The 19105-nt window shown below is 73.2% G+C and carries 17 protein-coding genes; 7 read left to right on the top strand and 10 right to left on the bottom strand.

The window, feature by feature from the left end; genetic code table 11:
* Nucleotides 1-30 precede the first annotated feature (30 nt).
* Nucleotides 31-387 carry an SsgA family sporulation/cell division regulator gene (locus AB0N63_RS05620; protein WP_365524455.1) on the bottom strand — a complete coding sequence of 119 codons (357 nt, stop codon included), beginning with the start codon at nt 385-387 and terminating at the stop codon, nt 31-33.
* Nucleotides 388-605: 218 nt separating this feature from the next.
* Here AB0N63_RS05620 and AB0N63_RS05615 point away from each other — a divergent pair, with 218 nt between their 5' ends.
* From AB0N63_RS05615 to AB0N63_RS05600, 4 genes are all read left to right on the top strand, one after another.
* The gene (locus AB0N63_RS05615; RefSeq protein WP_365524452.1) at nt 606-1685 is read left to right on the top strand and encodes an energy-coupling factor ABC transporter permease; all 1080 of its coding nucleotides are present in this window, start codon (nt 606-608) and stop codon (nt 1683-1685) included.
* Between the two features lies 1 nt (nt 1686).
* Entirely contained in the window at nt 1687-2448 is a 762-nt protein-coding gene (gene cbiQ, locus AB0N63_RS05610) for a cobalt ECF transporter T component CbiQ (protein ID WP_365524449.1), read from the top strand.
* The gene (locus AB0N63_RS05605) at nt 2436-3194 is read left to right on the top strand and encodes an ABC transporter ATP-binding protein (protein WP_365524446.1); all 759 of its coding nucleotides are present in this window, start codon (nt 2436-2438) and stop codon (nt 3192-3194) included. The genes cbiQ and AB0N63_RS05605 overlap by 13 nt, the downstream gene beginning before the upstream one ends.
* Nucleotides 3195-3321: 127 nt before the next feature.
* On the top strand, nt 3322-4497 hold the full coding sequence (locus AB0N63_RS05600) for a serine hydrolase domain-containing protein (RefSeq protein WP_365524795.1): 1176 nt from the start codon (nt 3322-3324) through the stop codon (nt 4495-4497).
* A gap of 43 nt (nt 4498-4540) precedes the next feature.
* Here the strand turns inward: AB0N63_RS05600 and AB0N63_RS05595 are convergent, their stop codons facing one another.
* The 4 genes from AB0N63_RS05595 to AB0N63_RS05580 form a co-directional block, all read right to left on the bottom strand.
* Complete coding sequence (locus tag AB0N63_RS05595; protein WP_365524444.1) at nt 4541-4834, bottom strand: DUF1876 domain-containing protein; 294 nt, start codon at nt 4832-4834, stop codon at nt 4541-4543.
* 209 nt (nt 4835-5043) lie between these two features.
* Nucleotides 5044-5559: a YbaK/EbsC family protein gene (locus AB0N63_RS05590; RefSeq protein WP_365524442.1), complete on the bottom strand. Its 516-nt coding sequence runs from the start codon at nt 5557-5559 to the stop codon at nt 5044-5046.
* Nucleotides 5560-5776: 217 nt separating this feature from the next.
* Complete coding sequence (locus AB0N63_RS05585) at nt 5777-7978, bottom strand: MMPL family transporter (protein WP_365524439.1); 2202 nt, start codon at nt 7976-7978, stop codon at nt 5777-5779.
* Nucleotides 7979-8081: 103 nt separating this feature from the next.
* Nucleotides 8082-8681, bottom strand: coding sequence for a TetR/AcrR family transcriptional regulator (locus AB0N63_RS05580; protein WP_365524436.1), 600 nt, complete (start codon nt 8679-8681; stop codon nt 8082-8084).
* Nucleotides 8682-9173: 492 nt separating this feature from the next.
* Here AB0N63_RS05580 and AB0N63_RS05575 point away from each other — a divergent pair, with 492 nt between their 5' ends.
* Nucleotides 9174-12743: a S41 family peptidase gene (locus AB0N63_RS05575; protein ID WP_365524433.1), complete on the top strand. Its 3570-nt coding sequence runs from the start codon at nt 9174-9176 to the stop codon at nt 12741-12743.
* Nucleotides 12744-12874: 131 nt separating this feature from the next.
* Here AB0N63_RS05575 and AB0N63_RS05570 read toward each other — a convergent pair whose 3' ends face one another.
* The 4 genes from AB0N63_RS05570 to AB0N63_RS05555 all read right to left on the bottom strand — a co-directional run bounded on the left by AB0N63_RS05570 (nt 12875) and on the right by AB0N63_RS05555 (nt 16633).
* Nucleotides 12875-13087 carry a hypothetical protein gene (locus tag AB0N63_RS05570; protein WP_365524431.1) on the bottom strand — a complete coding sequence of 71 codons (213 nt, stop codon included), beginning with the start codon at nt 13085-13087 and terminating at the stop codon, nt 12875-12877.
* 101 nt (nt 13088-13188) lie between these two features.
* Nucleotides 13189-14082 (bottom strand): SDR family oxidoreductase, encoded by an 894-nt coding sequence (locus tag AB0N63_RS05565; RefSeq protein WP_365524428.1) that lies wholly within the window; start codon nt 14080-14082, stop codon nt 13189-13191.
* Nucleotides 14079-15065, bottom strand: coding sequence for an alpha/beta hydrolase (locus tag AB0N63_RS05560; protein ID WP_365524426.1), 987 nt, complete (start codon nt 15063-15065; stop codon nt 14079-14081). The genes AB0N63_RS05565 and AB0N63_RS05560 overlap by 4 nt, the downstream gene beginning before the upstream one ends.
* Nucleotides 15062-16633, bottom strand: a complete 1572-nt coding sequence (locus tag AB0N63_RS05555) for an NAD(P)/FAD-dependent oxidoreductase (protein ID WP_365524423.1) — start codon at nt 16631-16633, stop codon at nt 15062-15064. The genes AB0N63_RS05560 and AB0N63_RS05555 overlap by 4 nt, the downstream gene beginning before the upstream one ends.
* Nucleotides 16634-16867: 234 nt before the next feature.
* Between AB0N63_RS05555 and AB0N63_RS05550 the strand changes: the two genes are divergently transcribed.
* Nucleotides 16868-17485, top strand: a complete 618-nt coding sequence (locus tag AB0N63_RS05550) for a MerR family transcriptional regulator (RefSeq protein WP_365524792.1) — start codon at nt 16868-16870, stop codon at nt 17483-17485.
* 90 nt (nt 17486-17575) lie between these two features.
* Here the strand turns inward: AB0N63_RS05550 and AB0N63_RS05545 are convergent, their stop codons facing one another.
* A complete protein-coding gene (locus AB0N63_RS05545; protein ID WP_365524420.1) occupies nt 17576-18379 on the bottom strand; it encodes an exodeoxyribonuclease III in 804 nt (267 codons plus the stop codon).
* A 154-nt stretch (nt 18380-18533) separates the two neighbouring features.
* Here AB0N63_RS05545 and AB0N63_RS05540 point away from each other — a divergent pair, with 154 nt between their 5' ends.
* The gene (locus AB0N63_RS05540; protein ID WP_365524418.1) at nt 18534-19010 is read left to right on the top strand and encodes a GNAT family N-acetyltransferase; all 477 of its coding nucleotides are present in this window, start codon (nt 18534-18536) and stop codon (nt 19008-19010) included.
* Nucleotides 19011-19105 lie beyond the last annotated feature (95 nt).

The following is a 19105-nucleotide window of genomic DNA, read 5'->3' as shown; positions in this document are numbered from 1 at the left end:
GCCGGCGTCACCTGCCCGCCGCTGCCCGCGTCACCGGTGCGCCACCGCCGGCGTCTCCGCCGCCGTGTACGTCCGCCGCAGGAACCGCGTCAGCGTCCTCGTCTCGAACTGCACCACCGACACGCCCCGCGCGGAGTGGAACTCGACCACGGCCTGGACCCGCCCGCACGGCCACACCCGCACCTCACCGGTGCCGGTGGGGGCCCGCAGCCCCTGTTCGAGCAGCGAGCGGGAGAACGTCCACTCGTGCCGGTCGGGCAGTCTGACCTGGACCGACCGGGGCTCATCGGGGTCGTAGCGCAGGACGACCGGTACGGCGCCGGGATCCTCCCGCAGATCGTCGTCGGTGACTATGTGGGCTCGTGCGTACTGTTCGACTACCGGCATCGGACGACCCCTTACGCTCTGTGACCCCCACGAAAGCTGCCTGTCCTCGCTCCTCCCCGTTCTCTCCAATGTCGCACATTTCCCGGAGAGCGCTTCCCGAACCATCGGCGGCCAAAGGCACTCATCGCGCGTACCCACTGCTCGGCGGGGCACTCCGCCACAGTTCACGACGCCCTCGCTCTTGCAACCTGTTCGCAACTGCCCGCTATCCTCGAACGGTGCATGTGCCTGACGGATTCATCAACGCCCCCACCTCCGCCGCCGCCGGTGTGGTAGCCGCCGGCGCCCTAGCCGTGAGCCTGCGCGGCGCCCGCCGGGAACTCGACGAGCGGACCGCGCCCCTGGCCGGTCTCGTCGCCGCGTTCATCTTCGCCGTGCAGATGCTCAACTTCCCCGTCGCGGCCGGCACCAGCGGCCACCTCCTCGGCGGCGCCCTCGCGGCGATACTCGTGGGCCCCTACACCGGGGTCCTGTGCGTGTCCGTGGTCCTGCTGATGCAGGGCATCCTCTTCGCCGACGGCGGCCTGACCGCACTCGGCGTCAACATCACCGACATGGCGATCACGACGACCGTCGTCGCGTACGCCGTCTTCCGCGGCCTGGTGAAGGTGCTGCCGCGCCGCCGCCGCTCGGTGACCGCCGCCTCGTTCGCCGCCGCGCTGCTGTCGGTCCCGGCCGCCGCGCTGGTCTTCACGCTGATCTACGCGATCGGCGGCACCACCGACGTGTCCATCGGCAAGGTCGCCACCGCCATGATCGGCGTGCACGTCCTCATCGGCATCGGCGAGGCCGCGATCACCGCGCTCACGGTCGGCGCCGTGATCGCCGTGCGCCCCGACCTGGTGTACGGCGCGCGCGGCCTGGAGCAGCGCCTCAAGCTGCGGGTCAACGGCGAACTGGTCGACGCGCCCGTCCCGGCCGCCGCGCTCCCCCGAGCTCTCGACTCCGCTCGAGCGGGGAGGCGCCCCCATCACCGCAAGCTGTGGATCACCGGCCTGGTCACCTCCCTGATCCTGGCCGGCTTCGTCAGCTTCTACGCCTCCGCCAACCCCGACGGCCTGGAGAAGGTCGCCCACGACAAGGGCATCGACCAGAAGGAGAAGCCGCACGCGAGCGCGGACTCCCCGCTCGCCGACTACGGGGTGAAGGACATCTCCGACGCCCGGCTGTCCGGCGGCCTCGCGGGCGTGATCGGCGTCGGCGTCACCGTCGTCGTCGGCAGCACCGTCTTCTGGGTGGTCCGCCGACGCCGTACGGACTCCGACGCCCCCGGGTCCTCCGTCTCGCAGGCCGCCTGAGATGGGAGCCGGGCACGCCCATCGGCTGTACCGGCACGGGCACTCGCCCGTGCACGGACTGCCGGCGCACACGAAGCTCGCCGCGGCCTTCGCCTTCGTCGTGGTCGTGGTGTCCACCCCGCGCGAGGCGATGTGGGCGTTCGCCCTGTACGCCGTGCTGCTGGCCGCGGTCGCCGCGGCGGCCCGGGTGCCGGCCGGCTTCCTGCTGAAGCGGCTGCTGATCGAGGTGCCGTTCGTCGCGTTCGCGGTGCTCATGCCGTTCGCCGCCGAGGGCGAGCGGGTGCACGTCCTCGGGCTGTCGCTGAGCGTGAACGGCCTGTGGGGCGCCTGGAACGTGCTCGCCAAGGGCACGCTCGGCGTCGCCGGGTCCGTGCTGCTGGCCGCCACCACGGAACTGCGCGAGCTGCTGCTCGGTCTCCAGCGGCTCAAGCTGCCCCCGCTGCTGGTGCAGATCGCCTCCTTCATGATCCGCTACGGCGACGTCATCACCGACGAGATGCGGCGCATGCGGATCGCCCGCGAGTCCCGCGGCTTCGAGGCGCGCGGTGTGCGCCACTGGGGGGTGCTCGCCAAGTCGGCGGGCGCGCTGTTCATCCGTTCCTACGAGCGCGGCGAGCGGGTCCACCTGGCCATGGTCAGCCGCGGCTACGCCGGTTCGATGCCGGTCATCGACGAGGTGACCGCCTCCCGGGCGCAGTGGTCGTACGCACTGGCCCTCCCCTGTGCCGCGCTCGTCGTCTGTCTGCTGGGATGGGTCCTGTGACTGCTTCTCTCGAGGTCTCGGGCCTCGCCTTCGCCTACCCCGACGGACACCAGGCCCTGTTCGGCGTGGACTTCGCCATCGAGCGCGGTGAGCGGGTGGCGCTGCTCGGCCCGAACGGCGCCGGCAAGACCACCCTGGTGCTGCATCTGAACGGCATCCTCGGCGGCGGCGCCGGCACGGTGACGGTGGCCGGGCTGCCGGTCGGCAAGCGGCACATGGCCGAGATCCGGCAGAAGGTCGGCATCGTCTTCCAGGACCCCGACGACCAGCTGTTCATGCCGACCGTGCGCGAGGACGTGGCGTTCGGTCCGGCGGCGGCCGGTGTGAAGGGGCCGGAGCTGGAGGCGCGGGTGCGCACCGCCCTGGAGCGGGTGGGCATGGACGGGTTCGCCGACCGCCCGCCGCACCATCTCTCCTTCGGGCAGCGCCGCCGGGTGGCGGTGGCGACCGTCCTCGCCATGGAGCCGGAGATCCTGGTCCTGGACGAGCCCTCGTCCAACCTGGACCCGGCCTCGCGCCGCGAACTTGCCGACATCCTGCGCTCGTTGGACGTGACCGTGCTGATGGTCACGCACGACCTGCCGTACGCGCTCGAACTGTGCCCGCGCGCGCTGGTCCTCAGCGACGGGGTGATCGCGGCGGACGGCCCGACCGGCGAACTCCTCTCCGACGACGCCCTGATGCGCGCCCACCGCCTGGAGCTGCCGTTCGGCTTCGACCCGCGCTCGGTGACGGCCCGCACCTGAGTCCCGGCCGTCCTGCCCGCCCCGAGGAATCGCAGGCGGCGCGCCCGTGTTCCACTCACTGTCGCAGGCCTAGGGCGGCCGCGGGTGACGAGTGGTGAGTGACGGGAGCAGGGACGTGAGCGCGAGCGTGGACGTGCACGGCACGGTGGCCGAGGGCTTCGAGCCGGTCGGGGAAGCGTTCGCGGAGAACTTCGCCGCCCGCGGCGAGCGCGGCGCGGCGGTCGCCGTCTACCGCGGCGGGCGCCGGGTCGTGGACCTGTGGGCCGGTACGCGGGACGTGGACGGCGCCGAGGGCGCGCCGCGCTGGGAGCGGGGCACCGCGCAGATCGTGCGCTCGGCCACGAAGGGCGTCGCCGCCGCCGTGCTCCTGCTGCTGCACCAGCGCGGGGAGCTGGACCTGGACGCGCCGGTGGGCGCGTACTGGCCCGAGTACAAGGCGGCCGGCAAGGAGCGCACGCGGGTGTGGCACCTGCTCGCCCACCGGGCGGGCGTGCCCGCCCTCGACGTGCCGCTCACCCCGGCCGAGGCCGCCGATCCGGCGCGCGGCGCGCGGGCGGTGGCCGCGCAGGCGCCGGCCTGGGAGCCGGGCACGGACCACGGCTACCACGCCCAGACCTACAGCTGGCTGACGGACGGGCTGGTCCGGCGGTTGACCGGGCGAAGCATCGGCGAGCAGATCGCGGCGGAGATAGCCGGGCCGCTCGGCGCGGACCTGTGGGTCGGGCTGCCCGAGACCGAGCGCGCCCGGGTCGGACGGGTGGGCCGCGTGGAGCCGCCGGCCACGGAGAACGGCGGCCTGCGGACCAGGCCCAAGCGCGCGGTCGCCGAGGCCTACGCCGACCCGGACTCCCTCACCAGCCGGTCCTTCGGCGCGATCACCCCGCACGCCGACGAGAACGACCCGGCGTACCGGGCGGCCGTGCTGCCCGCCTCCAACGGCATCGCCACCGCCGACGGCCTGGCCCGCTTCTACGCCTCCCTGATCGGCGAAGTGGACGGCGGCACGCGCCTGTTCACGCCGCAGACCCTGGAGCGGGCGCGCACCGAGGCCTCGGCGGGAGCGGACCGCGTCCTCGTCGTCCCCACCCGCTTCGGCCTCGGCTACATGCTGCACGGCGGCGCCTCACCGCTGCTCGCCCCGGGCTCCTTCGGCCACCCCGGCCGCGGCGGCGCCCTGGGCTTCGCCGACCCGGAGTCGGGCATCGCCTTCGGCTACGTCACCAACGGCTTCCGCACCAATGTGACGGCGGACCCAAGAGCGCAGGCGCTGGTCCGGGCGGTACGGACCGCGACGACGGCCTAGCCGCCCCGCGGCCGCACCGCCCGGCCCGCGGTGGTCCGTCCGGTCACATGTGGATCGGCTGGGAGGTGCGGCCCGAGGCCTCGTCGATCTCGCCGTGCGCCTTGGTGAGCAGTTGCTCGGCGAGTTCGTTGAGGGCGCGGGCGCCTGCGATCTCCTCGCCGATCCGCGGCTGGTTGGAGTCGGTGCGGTGGCGGCTGGCCGTGCCGTGCGCGCGGACCGCGCTGCCGTCGGGCAGACGGACCATCGCCGCGGCTTTGGTGTGCTGGTCGTCCTCCTTGAACTCCAGCTCCACGTGCCAGCCCACTGCGGTCTTCATCGTGTCCATCGCCATGTCCATCACCTCCGGAGCACCTGTTTCCAGGGTGCTCCTTTCCGCACCGCCGCGCAGCGTCGGGCACGGCCGTGAACACCGCCGTGACCGCGCCGATCGGCGGTCCGCAGCCGGAGACCAGCGGGAAGGCGACGAGCTTGTCCGGGATGCGGTGCGCGAGGGCTTGCAGCAGGCGTGGGTGACCGCCGCCGGCAGGACGGCGGCGGCCGGCGGCGTCACGAGGTCCGCTCGCGCACGTCCGCGAGGGTGGCGCCGGCGTGGGCGACGAGGTCCGCGGGCGCGATCGGGAAGACGGTGTACGGCGTTCCGGCCGCCGCCCACACGACGTCATGCGCGAGCAGGGACCGGTCGGCGAGGACACGGGTCCGGGTCCGGTGCCCGAAGGGCGGCACGCCGCCGATGGCGTACCCGGTGGTCTCCCGGACGACGTCGGCCCTCGCCCGGGTGACCTTCCCGGCCCCGAGCTGCTCCCGCACCCGCTCGAGGTCCACCCGCGAGGCCCCGTCCATGAGGACGAGCACGGGCTCCTGGTCGGCGGCGAAGACGAGCGACTTGCAGATCTGGCTCAGCTCGCACCCGACGGCCGCGGCGGCCTCGGCGGCGGTCCGGGTCGCCTCCGGGAACCGCCGGGTCCGCGCGAGCAGATCGTCGAGCCCGAGCCCCCGGAGGGCCTCGGCGAAACGGGGGTGCGCTCCGGACCCCCCGGCGTCGGTGTCGGCCGCGGTCGTCATACCGGCACGGTACGTCATCGGCGGGGCGCGCTCGCGCGGTTTCCCCGTCCGGTCGCCCGCCGCCGGGCCGCGGGGCCGGAGGCCGCCGGACACCGTGCCCGTCGGGCGGGGGACGCGTTCCGGCACGAGGTGCGCCCCGGCCCCCTGCACGGCCGGACGGCCGGTGAGCGACCCGTGCGGGTCCTCACCGGCCGTTCGGTGCGGGCGGCGCCGAGGATCAGGCGGGGACCAGTTCGCGGTCCTCGTCGGCGTCCTTCTCGCGCAGGCCCTCGCCCTCCACGTCGACGTTGGGCAGGGCGCGGTCCAGCCAGGCCGGCAGCCACCAGGCGCGGCGGCCGAGCAGGGCCAGGACCGCCGGGACGATGGCCATGCGGACGACGAACGCGTCGAAGAAGACCGCGATCGCCAGGCCGAAGCCGATCATCTTGATCATCGCCTCGCTGGAGCCGATGAAGCCGGAGAAGACGGCGATCATGATGACCGCGGCGGCCGTCACGACCCGCGCGCCGTGCCGGAAGCCGGTCACGACCGCCTGGGTCGCCTTCTCGCCGTGGACGTACGCCTCGCGCATCCGGGTCACGAGGAACACCTCGTAGTCCATCGCGAGGCCGAAGACCACGCCCACCATGAAGATCGGCATCATCGACATGACCGGCCCGGTCTGCTCGACGCCCATCAGGCCGGACAGCCAGCCCCACTGGAAGACCGCGACGACGGCGCCGAGCGCGGCCAGCACCGACAGCAGGAAGCCGAGGGCCGCCTTCAGCGGGACCAGGATCGAGCGGAAGACCACGATCAGAAGCAGGAAAGCGAGGCCGACGACCAGCGCCAGATACGGGACCAGGGCGTCGTTCAGCTTCTGCGACACGTCGATGTTCATGGCCGTGGAGCCGGTGACCAGGATCTCGGCGTCCGTCTTGGCCTTGATGTCTCCGCCCGCGCCGCGGATGGCGTGGACCAGGTCCTCGGTGGTGGTGGAGGACGGCTTGGAGTTCGGGACGACGGTGATCGTCGCGGTGTCGCCGGCCTTGTTGGGCTGCGGCGGGGTGACGGTGACGACGTCCTTGAGACCCTTGATCTCGTCGCTCACCTCGGTGAAGGCGGTCTTCGGGCGGGCGCTGTCCTTGGCGTCGACGACGACCATCAGCGGGCCGTTGAAGCCGGGGCCGAAGCCCTCGGAGAGCAGGTCGTAGGCGCGGCGCTGGGTGGTGGAGACGGGCTGCGAACCGTCGTCGGGCAGGCCCAGCTCCAAGGACGCGGCCGGGACGGCGGCGGCGCCCAGGCCGACCACGCCGAGCAGCAGCACGGCGACGGGCCGGCGGACCACGAAGCTCGCCCAGCGGGTGCCCATGTTGGGGCGGGCCGGCTTCTTCGCGGCGCGGCCGCCGCCGAGCAGCTTGCTCTTCTCACCGGCCGGCTTGACCCGGCGGCCGGCGTAGCCGAGCAGCGCCGGGATCATGGTGAGGGCGATGAGGACGGCGATGACGACCGTGCCGGCCGCCGCGATGCCCATCTTCGTCAGCATCGGGATGTTGACGACGGACAGACCGACCAGGGCGATGACGACGGTGAGACCGGCGAAGACCACCGCGGAGCCGGCGGTGCCGACCGCGCGGCCGGCCGCGTCCTCGCGGGTGCGGCCCTCGGCCAGTTCGGCGCGGTAGCGGGAGACGATGAACAGCGCGTAGTCGATGCCGACCGCGAGGCCGATCATCGAGGCCAGGGTGGAGGTGGTGGTGCCCAGGTCGAGGGCGCTGGCCAGGGCGGTGACCGTGGAGACGCCGATGCCGACGCCGATGATCGCGGTCAGCAGCGGCAGCCCGGCCGCCAGCAGCGAACCGAAGGTGATGACGAGGACGACGGCCGCGATGGCGATGCCGATGATCTCGGTGGCGCCGGTCTCGGGCGCGGCGTTGAGCGCGTCACCGCCGATCTCCACCGTGAGCCCGGCCTTGCGCGCGTGGTCCGCGGCGTCCTCCAGCGCGGTGCGGGAGGAGTCCTCCAGCTCCATGCCGGAGACCTTGTACTTCACCGACGCGTACGCGATCGTGCCGTCCTTGCTGACCGCGTGACCGGTGTAGGGGTCGGCGACGGAGGCCACCTCGGAACCGCCGGTCAGCTCCTTGACCGTCTTGTTCACGGTCGCCTTGGTGCCGGCGTCGGTCATCTTCTGGCCGGCCGGCGCCTTGAACACCACGCGCGCGGTGGCGCCGTCGGCGCTCGCGCCCGGGAAACGCTGTTCCAGCAGGTCGAAGGCCTTCTGCGCCTCGGTGCCGGGGATGGAGAAGGACGTGTTGCCCGCGGCGGGCGCGGAGGCCGCGCCGACGCCGGCGAGCGTCAGCAGCGCCACCCAGATCAGGGCGACGAAGTGCCGTCGCCTGAAGGCGAGGCGGCCTAGTTTGTACAGGAACGTGGCCACTTGGGCGTACTCCCGGTCAGGTCGTTGGGTGGAACTGGGCAGGGGTGATCAGCCCGACGACGTGAGCGGTGACGTCAGAGGGTGGGCTTGCTGGGGAGGGGTGTCAGGAGGTGGGCGCGCCGAGGGCGGGGAGGACCACGGCGTCGATGTACGAACGGAGGAAGTCCTGGGTGGGCGGCTGATCCTCCATCAGCGCGCGGACGACGAACCCGCCGGCCATCATGTGCACCACGAAGTCGAGTGCCGGACAGTCCGCCCGGACCTCGCCCCGGTCCACGGCGCGTCGCACCAGGCGGTTGAAGGCGGCCGTCTCGGGCTCGATGAGCTGTTCCCGGAAGGCCTGCCGGAGATCGGGGTTGTTGTGCACCGCCATGGCCAGGCCCCGCATCAGCGCGGAGTTCTGCTCCATGGTGCAGTCGTCCTCCCGGGCGACCAGGGCGTGCAGATCGCCGCGGAGGGATCCGGTGTCGGTGCCGTCGAACGTGCTGGGCTTGTCGTGCCGGACGGCCCGGACCACCAGTTCGGCCTTGCCGCCCCACTGGCGGTAGAGCGTGGCCTTGCTGGACCGGGTGCGGGCGGCGACGGCGTCCATGGTGAGGGCGTCGTAGCCGACCTCGCGGAGCAGGTCGAGCACGGCCGCGTACAGCTCGGCCTCGCGCTCGGGCGTGAGCCGGCTCCGACGCGTGGTCGCCACCTCGGTCATCCCGCCCGCCCTTCCTGTCCGCTCCGGCCGCGCCGGACGATGCTGTTCCGTACGTCACGAATGTAGCGCACGGCGCGAGCGAAACGAAACAGTTTCGTACGTGGGGTGGGTCACGTCTGTCGGTTCGACATAAGGGCGGCAGGCGGCGACACGAGGTGCCGGACTCCGGTGCGGTGGAGGGCCCCAAGCTTGCGGTGCGGGCGGGCGCCGGGCCTGCGCTGCGGTGGAGACGCCGGAGCCCGGTGCGACAGGGGCGCCCGGCCTGCCGGCGCGACACGGGTCACCGGGCTCCGGTTACGGCGGGGGTCGCCGGGCTCGCACTGCGGTGGGTGCCGGGGTCCGTGCGGTGGGGGTGCTCGGGCTCCCGGTGCCGCTCGGGCCGCCGGGAATCCGGCGCGGCACGGGTCGCCGCGTTCCCGGCGCGGCCTGGCCGCCGCGTCTCCCAGCGCGGCACGAGTTGCTGCGCTCCGTCGCCGGGCGAAGCATGGATTGGTGAGTTATCTGCGCCTGCCGCACCTCAGCGGCGACCTGTTGTGCTTCGTGGCCGAGGACGATCTCTGGCTGGCCCCGCTGGACGGAGCGGACCGGGCCACGCGGCTCACCGTGGACCGCACCAAGACCGGGCACCCCCGCTTCTCCCCCGACGGCCGCCACATCGCGTACACCACCTGGCGCAGCCTCGCGCCGGAGATCCATCTCGTACCGGTGGACGGCGGACCGGGCCGGCAGCTGTCGTACTGGGGCAGCTCCGACACGCGGGTGTGCGGCTGGTCGCCGCCCGACGAGATCGGCAACACCGAGATCCTCGCCGTCACCTCACAGGGCGAGCCGTTCTCGTACTTCACCTGGGCCTACAAGGTCGCCACCGACGGCTCCCCCGGCCGCAAACTGCCCTGGGGCCCGGTCTCCGACCTCCAGGCCGCCGACGTGGACGGCGAGCGCAAGAGCCTGCTGCTGACCGGCACCCCGCCGCACGAGCCGGCCTCCTGGAAGCGCTACCGGGGCGGTGCGACGGGACGGCTGTGGCTGCACGGGCAGCGGCTGCTGCCCGACCTCGGCGGCCATCTGGCCTGCCCCATGTTCGTCGGCGGCCGGATCGCCTTCCTCTCCGACCACGAGGGCGTGGGCAACCTCTACTCGTGCGCCTACGACGGCTCCGACCTGCGCCGGCACACCGACCACGACGCCTTCTACGCCCGGCACGCGGCGAGCGACGGAAGCCGGGTGGTGTACCAGTGCGCGGGGGAACTGTGGCTGGTGGACGACCTGTCCCCGGACTCCGAGCCGCGCAGGCTGGAGGTACGGCTGAGCGGGCCGCGGGCGGGGCGGCGCCCCTATCCGGTGCCGGCCGCGCAGCACGTGGACGGCATCTCGGTCGACGAGACGGGCCGGGCCAGCGCGGTCGTCGTCCGCGGCTCGCTGTACTGGCTGACGCACCGGGACGGACCGGCCCGCACGATCAGCGACACGCCAGGTGTACGGGTCCGGCTGCCGGAGATGCTCGGGGCGAGCGGGCGGATCGCCTACGTCACCGACGCCGACGGCGAGGACGCCGTCGAGATCGCCGACCTGCCGCGCGCCACCGGCTCGCACCCGCCGCGGCGGCTCGCCTCCGGGGAACTCGGCCGCGTCCTGGAGATGGTCTCCGACCCGGACGGCGAACGCCTGGCCGTCGCCGCCCACGACGGCCGCCTCCTCCTGGTCGACGTCTCGGAGGAGAGGGAGGACGCCGGCGGCGTGGGGGACCTCCTCCGGACGGGGGAGGGCGGGGAGGGAGCCGGTGGGGGCGGCGCCTCCGGCGGGGGTGACGCCGGCACCCCCGAACCCCCGGGCGGAGCCCAACCTCCCGCCGGTGCCGACACCGCCACGCCCCCCGGCGCAGCCGGCACCCCTGACGCCCCCGGCGAAGCCCGGCCCCCCGGCGAGGCGGACACACCCGCGGCTCCCGGCGAAGCCGAAGCGGCGGAGGCCCCTGCCGGAGGCGACACCGCCACGCCCCCCGGCGCAACCGTGCCCCCCGCCGCTCCCCCCGGAGGGCTCGTCACCGAGTTGGTGCGGTCGGAGAACGGGCCCGTGCGGGATCTCGCGTTCTCGCCGGACGGGGCCTGGGTCACCTGGTCCCACCCCGGCATCGGCCGCTCGCTGCGGCAGATCAGGATGGCCCGCATCAAGGACCGCACGGTCATCGACGTCACCGACGGCCGCTTCGAGGACGAGAACCCCGTCTTCACCCGCGACGGCCGCTACCTCGCCTTCCTCTCCTGGCGCGGCTTCGACCCGGTGTACGACGTGCACACCGGCGACCTGTCCTTCCCGCTCGGCTGCAAGCCCTACCTGGTCCCCCTCTCCTCCGCGACCCCCTCCCCCTTCGCCCTGACCCCCGAGGGCCGCCCCGCGGCCGGTGGTCTCGACCCGGTGGAGGACGAGGAGACCGGCGAACCGGGCGCGGTGACGGTCGAGGTGGAGGGGCTGGAGAGCCGGGTGACCCCGTTCCCGGTCACCGCATCCAAGTACTCCGCGCTGCACCCCGTCGCCGGCGGCGGCCTGGTCTGGCTGCGCTGGCCCATCTCCGGCGCGCTGGGCGAGACGTTCGCCAACCCCAACGACATGACCGGCCGCCCCACGCTGGAGCACTTCCACATCAGCAAGGCGAAGAAGTCCGAACTCGTCAGCCACCTCGACTGGTTCACGGTCAGCGGCGACGGCACCCGGCTGGTCGTCGTGGACGAGGGCGACCTGCGCGCGGTCCCCTCCACCGAGCTGGGCGACAGCGACACCACGACCTGGATCGACACCCGCCGCATCCTGCACACCGTCGACCCGCCCGCCGAGTGGCGGCAGGCGTACGAGGAGGCGGGCCGGATCGTCCGCGACTACTTCTGGGACCCGGGGATGTGCGGCATCGACTGGGACGGTGTGCTCGCGCAGTACCGCCCGCTGGTCGAACGCGTCGCCTCCCCCGACGAGTTCGCCGACCTGCTGCGCGAGGTCCTCGGCGAACTCGGCACCTCGCACGCCTACGTCGCGGCCGCCCGGCGCAACGAGGGCCCGCCGCACTACCAGCGCTGGCAGGGCCTGCTCGGCGCCGACCTGGTGCGCCGCGACGCCGGCTGGGTGGTCAGGCGCATCCTGCCCGGTGACTCCTCCGACTCCCGCGCCCGCTCCCCGCTGGCCGGTGCCGGCATCCGCGACGGCGCGGTGCTGACCCACGTGGACGGCCGCCCGGTGGATCCGGTGACCGGACCGTTCCCGCTGCTGGCCGGGGCCGGCGCCACGACGGTGGAGCTGACGTTCACGGCGGCGGCGGGCGAGGGGCCTTCCCGCCGGGTCGCGATCGTCCCGCTGGTCGACGACCGGCCGCTGCGCTACCAGGACTGGGTGTCCAAACGCCGCGCGGTGACGCGGGAGTTGAGCGACGGCCGGTGCGGCTACCTGCACATCCCGGACCTCGGCGGCTCGGGCTGGGCGCAGTTCAACCGGGACGTGCGCATGGAGATGTCCCGGCCGGCGCTGATCGTGGACGTGCGCGGCAACGCGGGCGGCCACATCAGCGAGCTGGTCATCGAGAAGCTGACCCGTACGATCCTCGGCTGGGACCTGACCCGCAACGCCGAGCCGGTGTCCTACGCCTCGAACGCGCCGCGCGGGCCCATCGTCGCCCTCGCCGACGAGGCGACCTCGTCCGACGGCGACATGATCACGGCGGCGATCAAGCTGCTGAAGCTCGGTCCGGTGGTCGGCCAGCGCACCTGGGGCGGCGTGGTCGGGATGACCGGCCGGCACCGGCTCGGCGACGGCACGGTGATCACGGTGCCGATGAACGCGGCGTGGTTCGACGCGTACGGCTGGTCCGTCGAGAACCATGGCGTGGCCCCCGACGTGGAGAGCCTGCGCACCCCGCTGGACTGGGCCGAGGGCCGCCACCGCGAGATGGACGACGCGATCGAACTCGCCCTGGAACTCCTGTCGTCCAACCCCCCGGCCACCCCGCCCACCTACGCCGACACCCCGAACCTCGCCCGCCCCCACCTCCCCCCACGCCCCGGGGCCGGGTCCGAGTGAACGGCCTGCACCGCTGCCACAGCTGCGGGCAGGCGTTCCGCGGCACGGCGAAACGCGGGGCACCCGGAGGAACTCGGGTGCCCCGCGCCGTCCCGGCCAGGCCAGGCCGAGCAGAGTGTCGGACCTACCGCTTAGCGGTCGAAGTCCTCACCGATGCGCTCGTCCAGCTCGTCGTGCGTGTCACTGATGCCCTGACGCGCCCGCTCGCCCTGCTGCGACGCCCGCTGACCGGCCTTCTGACGGGCCTCACCGGCCCGCTCACGGCCCTGCTGCTGACCCTGCTGCTGGCCCTGGCGGGCCTTCTGCTGCATCTGCTCGGCCTGACCCTGGGTCTTGTCCTTCATGCCCATGCTGTTTCACTCCCGTGTGGGTGAGTCGATCCCCAAGTGGGTGAGGGGATCGGGCTCGACCAGATTCACACGCGTGGTGACCCTCCGCATGTCGATCAACGACGGTGCGTGACCCCCGTACTCCGCTCCTGCTCGTCGGCCGCGCCCCCCGCCCCGACGAGCCCGGTCCGCATCCCGCTCAGCCGGTCCGCGAACCGTCGCATCTCCCGCTGCCCCACGGTGCCGATGACGGCCGGCAGATAGCCGCGCACGCTCTGCATCCCGCGCAGCCACCACTGCCCGTACACATGGCTGGAGCGCCGCTCGATGCCGTCCACGATCCGGTCCACGGCCGGACCGAGCGGGTAGGTCTTGTTGGACGGCCACGGCAGCCGCTGGCGCAACTCCCGCATCACGTCGTCCTGGTCGGCCCCGCGCACCATGTCGGTGTCGGTCCAGGACAGGTACGCGACGCCCACCCGCACGCCCTGGTGGCCGACTTCGGCACGCAGGCTGTGCGCGTACGCCTCCACGCCGGACTTGGAGGCGCAGTACGCCGACATCATCGGCGCCGGGGTCATCGCGGCGAGCGAGGCGACCTGGAGCAGATAGCCCCGGCTCTCGGTGAGCGCGGGCAGGAACGCCCGGCCGGTGACCGCCGAGCCGATCAGGTTGACCTCGATCACCCGCCGCCAGGCCTCCGGGTCGGAGTCGACGAACGGACCGCCGGTCGCCACACCGGCGTTGGCGACGACGATGTCCACCCGCCCGAAGCGTTCCTCGACCTCCGTCGCGACCCGGGCCATCGCCTCGTGGTCGGTGACGTCGGCGTGCCAGTGAGCGCTCTCGGTGTGCAGCCGGTCGGAGACCTGCTTGAGCGCGTCCGGCTCCAGTCCGACCAGCGCCACCTTCACGCCCCGCGCGGACAGCTTGCGCGCGAGCAGCTCGCCGACGCCCCGCGCGGCGCCCGTGACGACCGCTACCTGCCCCTCCAGGCTGACCCTGCTCATGCGCCCTCTCCGATCCGTGCGTCGTCGATCCGTACGTCGTCGTTGTCGTTGCCGCCGCCGTTCGCGCTGTCCGCGCCACGGGGGCCGGCGTACTCGGCGACCAGCTCGCGGATCCTCGCGGTGATCGCCTCCGGCGCCTCCATGGGCGTCATGTGGCCGAGGCCGGGCAGCTCGGTCAGGCCGACGCACTGCGGCAGCGCGGCGGCCAGCGCGCGGGCGTGCACCGGCGGGGTGAGCCGGTCGGCGGTGCCCACGACCACCGCGGCCGGCACCCGCAACCGGCGTACGCCGTGGTCGAGATCGAGCGCGTCGAGCACCTGCGACCAGGCGTGGCGCACCCGGCGCGGGCAGGCGTGCACGATCCGTGCGCACGCCTCGACCGCCTGCGGCGCCGGACGGGCGCCCATCGTGGCGTACTTGAGGATGCGCTGGGCGAGCGGCGTGACGGGCCCGAGGGGCGCCCGGGAGCCGAGGACGCGCCGGGTCAGCACGGTCCGCAGCCGGCCGGCCCGGATCGGTACGACGGTCGACTCGGCGACCAGCCGGGAGGCGCCGGTGCTGCACAGCAGGACGGCCGCGGCGTGTTCCTGGAGACCGGGCCGTTCGGCGGCGGCGATGATCGTCATGCCGCCCATCGAGTGGCCGGCGAGCACCGCCTTCTCGCCGGGGGCGAGGGTGGCGGCGAGCACGGCCTCGAGGTCGTCGGCGAGCGCGTCGGTGCTGCACGCCGGGTTCGCCGGGCTGCGGCCGTGGCCGCGCTGGTCGTAGGCGATGACGCGGTGGTCGACGGACAGGTCCCGCAGCTGCGCGGCCCAGAAGGCGGTCGAGCAGGTCCAGCCGTGGGCGAGGACGACGGCGGGAGCGCCCTCGGGACCGTGCACCTCGACGTGCAGCCGGGCGCCGTCGGCGGAGACGACGGTGAGTTCGCGGGCGGCGGCCGGCGGGGCGTAGGGGCCGGCGGTGAGGGCAGCGGGGCGGCTCACGCGCCCACCTCCACCTGCGGACCGGCGTCCTCGCTCACCACGGCGCCCGAAGACGGTTCGGCCGGAGCGCTCTTGGCGGCAGCGGCGCGGACGACCTCGTACTCGGCGAGGTCCACCCGGCGGGTCTCACGGCGGAACTCGGTCGTCGTGCCGGGCCAGATGGTGGTGTTGCGGCCGCTCGGGTCGAGGTACCAGCTGGTGCAGCCGCCGGTGTTCCACACCGTGCGCCGCATGCGCTCCTGGACCTTGCGGTTCCAGGCGTTGACGGCGCTCGGCCGGGCGTCGAGGGCGACCCGGCCGCCGAGGACGTCCAACTGTCGCAGATAGTCGGCCATGTAGTTCAGCTGGGACTCGATCATGAGGATCATCGAGGAGTTGCCGAGGCCGGTGTTGGGGCCGATGATCGTCATCCAGTTCGGGAAGCCGGAGGCGGCGGCGCCGCGCAGTGCGGCCATGCCGTTCTTCCAGGTCTCCGCGAGCGTACGGCCGTCCGCGCCGACGACCCGTTCGGAGATCGGCATGTCGGTGACGTGGAAGCCGGTGCCGAAGACGATCGCGTCGACCTCGGTCCCGGTGCCGTCGGCGGCGACGACGGTGGAGCCGCGGACCTCGCTCAGGCCGCTGGCCACGACGTCGACGTTGTCCTGCGCGAGCGCCGGGTAGTAGGCGTTGGAGAGCAGGATGCGCTTGCAGCCGATGCGGTAGTCGGGGGTGAGCTTGGCGCGCAGCGCCGGGTCCTTGATGGCGCGGGCGATGTTGCGCTTGGCCAGCTGCTCGACGAAGCCGAGTTCGTTGGGGTGCTTGGTGAACGCCTGGACCTGCAACTCCCGGATGCCCCACAGCAGTCCGCGGCGCAGCCGGGTGGTCACCGGCAGCGCGCGGTGCACGGCGCGCTCCAGGCCGGTGACGGCCCGGTCCATACGGGGCATCACCCAGGCCGGGGTGCGCTGGAAGAGGGTGAGGCGGGCGACCTCGGGCTGGATGGAGGGCACGATCTGGATGGCGGAGGCGCCGGTGCCGATCACGGCGACGCGCTTGCCGGCGAGGTCGTAGTCGTGGTCCCAGCGGGCGGAGTGGAAGACCTTGCCGGGGAAGGTGTCCAGGCCCGGGATGTCGGGGACCTTCGGGTCGGACAGCGGGCCGGTCGCGGAGACGACGACGTCGGCGGACCAGTCGCCGCCGGTGGTCTCGATGTCCCAGCGCAGCAGCTCCGTGTCCCAGGTCATCTTCTTCACCTCGGAGTTGAGGCGCAGGTGCGGGCGGAGCCGGAAGGTGTCGGCCACGTGCTCCAGGTAGGCGCGGATGTGCTGCTGGCCGGAGAAGGTGCGCGGCCAGTCGGGGTTGGGCGCGAAGGAGAACGAGTACAGGTGCGAGGGCACGTCGCAGGCGCACCCCGGATAGCTGTTGTCGCGCCAGGTGCCGCCGACGCTGCCGGCCCGCTCCAGGACGACGAAGTCGGTGATGCCCTCGCGGCGCAGCCGCACGGCGGCGCCCAGACCGCCGAAGCCGGACCCGATCACCGCCACCCGCACATGCTTCTTCCCGTGCCCGTGCTCCTGCTCGGCCATTGAGCGCCCCTCCATGACTCGCCTGTAGCGACACGCATCCGGTGCGGTCCGCACCGGCCTTCCGCGACTCTGCCAGTGAACACTGGCGCAATGGTGAGAGCGTAGAGGAGGTCCGTACCGATCGGTAGGGGTGCGCCAAGGAAAGTTACCGGCGGTACAACATAGGCTTCCGGTGTGGCAGAAGACGCTGGACGAGACGACGGAGCGGGTGGCGGCGGCCCACGCGAGTACCGCATGGAGGAGCTGGCCCGGCTGGCCGGCATCACCGTGCGCACCCTGCGCTTCTACCGCGAGCGCAAGCTGATCCCGCCGCCGCGTCGCGAGGGCCGCATCGCCTGGTACGACGACCATCACCTGGCCCGGCTGCGCACCATCTCGGCCCTGCTGGAACGCGGCCACACCCTCAGCGGCATCGCCGAACTGGCCGAGGCCTTCGACCACGGGCGCGACGTGGGCGACCTGCTGGGCGTCGGCGCGCCCACCGAGGAGACCCCGGTCCGCCTCACCCCCGAGGAACTCGCCGACCACTTCGCGGGCGAGGTCACCGCGGAGAACCTGGCCGCCGCGATGGACCTCGGCTACCTCGGCACCGACGGCGACGAACTCGTCCACATCAGCCGCCGGCTGCTGGACGTCTCGGCCGCGCTGGTCCGCGAGGGCATCCCGCTCGCCGAGGTCCTGGCCGCGGGCCACCGCGTCCGGGAACACACCGAGGCCCTGGCCGGGCTCTTCACCGACCTGATCACCCGCCACGCCACCCAGGACGACCTCCACCGCCTGCGCCCCCTGGCGAAGAGCGTCGTGGACGCGGAACTCTCGATGGCCCTGGACCGGCGACTGCGCAAGGAGTGAGACGCGTCCGGGCGGCCGGGCCGCGGAGGGCGCGGGCGAACCCGCCCCGGAGGCCCAGGAGGTCCGGAGGCCTTGGAGGCCCGAAGGCCCTCAGAGGTCGTAGACGGCCGTCACCGGGGCGTGGTCCGACCACCGTTCGGCGTGCGTGGCCGCGCGCTCCACGAACCCCTTGACCGCCTTGGCGGCCAGCCCCGGCGTGCTCACGTGGTAGTCGATGCGCCAGCCCGAGTCGTTGTCGAAGGCCCTCCCCCGGTACGACCACCAGGTGTACGGGCCCTCGACGTCCGGGTGGAGGGCGCGGACGACGTCGACGTAGCCGCCGGCCCCGGGGCTGAGCACCTCGGTCAGCCACTCCCGCTCCTCGGGCAGGAAGCCGGAGTTCTTCAGGTTGCCGCGCCAGTTCCTGAGGTCGGCCCGCTGGTGGGCGATGTTCCAGTCGCCGCAGACCAGGACCTCGCGGCCGTCGGCGGCGGCGCGCTCGCGCAGTTCCTTGAGGTAGGCGAGGAACTCGCCCATGAAGCGGACCTTCTCGTCCTGGCGTTCGGTGCCGACCTCGCCGGAGGGGAGGTAGAGGGAGGCGACCGTCACACCGGGCAGGTCGGCCTCGACGTACCGGCCGCTGCCGTCGAACTCCGCCGAGCCGAAGCCCACCCGGACGCGGTCGGGCTCGCGGCGGGTGTAGAGGGACACGCCGGCGCGGCCCTTGGCGGCGGCGGGCGCGTGCGTGACGTGCCAGCCCTCGGGCGCGCGCACCTGTTCGGGCAGCTGCTGCGGCTCGGCCCGCACCTCCTGGAGGCACAGGACATCGGCGCCGGTCCGCGCCAGCCACTCCACGAAACCCTTCCTCGCGGCGGCACGCAGCCCGTTCACATTGACGGAGGTCACAGTCAGCAAAGCACTCTCCCTGCCTTCGCCGACGACTCCGCCCCGGACGCATGGGCGAAGGTCACAGTCAGCACCCGGGCACCCTACCGGCACACTGGAACGGGTCCCGCGAGGGACCTGCCCCGGCCCCTGTCACCGACTGCATTGATATACGGTACTCAACATGTTCATTCGCCCTGTTCCGTTCGACCACCCGGACGCCGTCAAGCTCAACGACGAGGTCCAGGCCGAGTACCACGTGCGCTACGGCGACGGCGGCGACGCCACCCACCTGGACCCGGCCGACTTCCGGCCGCCCCACGGGGTCTACCTCATCGCCTACGACGAGGACGGCGCCCCGGTCGCCACCGGCGGCTGGCGCAGCCAGGACAAGAACGACGAGGGCAACGAGGACGGCGACGCCGAGCTGAAGCGCATGTTCGTCGTGGCCTCCGTGCGCGGCCGGGGGCTGGCCCGCCGCATCCTGGCCGCCCTGGAGGACGACGCCCGTGAGGCCGGCCGCACCCGCATGGTCCTGGAGACCGGCACCAAGCAGCCCGAGGCCATCGCCCTGTACACCTCCAGCGGCTACGAGCCCTGCACCAAGTTCGGCTACTACCGCTTCCACGAGGAGAGCCTCTGCTACGCGAAGGCCCTCTAACGCGCTGCGAGAAGGGCGACGTCCGGCCGAGTCCATGGCCGGGCGTCGCCCTCCTCGCGGGAAGCGCTGCGGACGGATGTCCGGCAACCGTCCCG

It is taken from the genome of Streptomyces sp. NPDC093260 (assembly GCF_040683715.1).
GTDB classification, from domain to species: domain Bacteria; phylum Actinomycetota; class Actinomycetes; order Streptomycetales; family Streptomycetaceae; genus Streptomyces; species Streptomyces sennicomposti.
The sequence above is the reverse complement of the archived record's forward strand: the minus strand, read 5'-3'. Positions and strand labels throughout refer to the sequence as shown.

Bases quoted from the DNA above. Each gene is read 5' to 3' on its own strand.
- AB0N63_RS05620 (WP_365524455.1), bottom strand. From the start codon at position 387: ATGCCGGTAGTCGAACAGTACGCACGAGCCCACATAGTCACCGACGAC.
- cbiQ (WP_365524449.1), top strand. From the start codon at position 1,687: ATGGGAGCCGGGCACGCCCATCGGCTGTACCGGCACGGGCACTCGCCC.
- AB0N63_RS05605 (WP_365524446.1), top strand. From the start codon at position 2,436: ATGGGTCCTGTGACTGCTTCTCTCGAGGTCTCGGGCCTCGCCTTCGCC.
- AB0N63_RS05595 (WP_365524444.1), bottom strand. From the start codon at position 4,834: ATGGACATGGCGATGGACACGATGAAGACCGCAGTGGGCTGGCACGTG.
- AB0N63_RS05590 (WP_365524442.1), bottom strand. From the start codon at position 5,559: ATGACGACCGCGGCCGACACCGACGCCGGGGGGTCCGGAGCGCACCCC.
- AB0N63_RS05580 (WP_365524436.1), bottom strand. From the start codon at position 8,681: ATGACCGAGGTGGCGACCACGCGTCGGAGCCGGCTCACGCCCGAGCGC.
- AB0N63_RS05570 (WP_365524431.1), bottom strand. From the start codon at position 13,087: ATGAAGGACAAGACCCAGGGTCAGGCCGAGCAGATGCAGCAGAAGGCC.
- AB0N63_RS05565 (WP_365524428.1), bottom strand. From the start codon at position 14,082: ATGAGCAGGGTCAGCCTGGAGGGGCAGGTAGCGGTCGTCACGGGCGCC.
- AB0N63_RS05555 (WP_365524423.1), bottom strand. From the start codon at position 16,633: ATGGCCGAGCAGGAGCACGGGCACGGGAAGAAGCATGTGCGGGTGGCG.
- AB0N63_RS05550 (WP_365524792.1), top strand. From the start codon at position 16,868: ATGGAGGAGCTGGCCCGGCTGGCCGGCATCACCGTGCGCACCCTGCGC.
- AB0N63_RS05540 (WP_365524418.1), top strand. From the start codon at position 18,534: ATGTTCATTCGCCCTGTTCCGTTCGACCACCCGGACGCCGTCAAGCTC.